The organism is Xanthomonas hortorum (genome assembly GCF_040279205.1).
GTDB lineage: Bacteria > Pseudomonadota > Gammaproteobacteria > Xanthomonadales > Xanthomonadaceae > Xanthomonas > Xanthomonas hortorum_F.
In genome coordinates this window covers 1-212 of the sequence record NZ_JBEOLS010000154.1, presented here as the reverse complement: position 1 = coordinate 212, position 212 = coordinate 1, and the positions used below count along the sequence as shown (strand labels likewise).

General features: G+C 59.0%; 1 pseudogene. It reads left to right on the top strand.

The features are described 5' to 3' along the window. Positions 1-212 (top strand): annotated as a pseudogene (locus ABS769_RS22790) (IS5-like element ISCARN85 family transposase); the annotation flags it as partial.

Sequence of the window (212 nt, the reverse complement as noted above, 5' to 3'; positions counted from 1 at the left end):
CATCCCGATGGCACGGGTGCATTAAAAAAAACGGCCCGCAGGCCGTCGGCAAGTCCCGCGGAGGATGGAACACCAAGATTCATACGGTTGCCGCAGATGCTCGAACAGCCATCACCTTTGGATTGACGCCTGGCAACGTGCATGACGCACCTGCAGGCCGCGCGTTGCTTGAACACCTGGGGCCAGTGGAGCGGCCGATTCATTTGTTGATG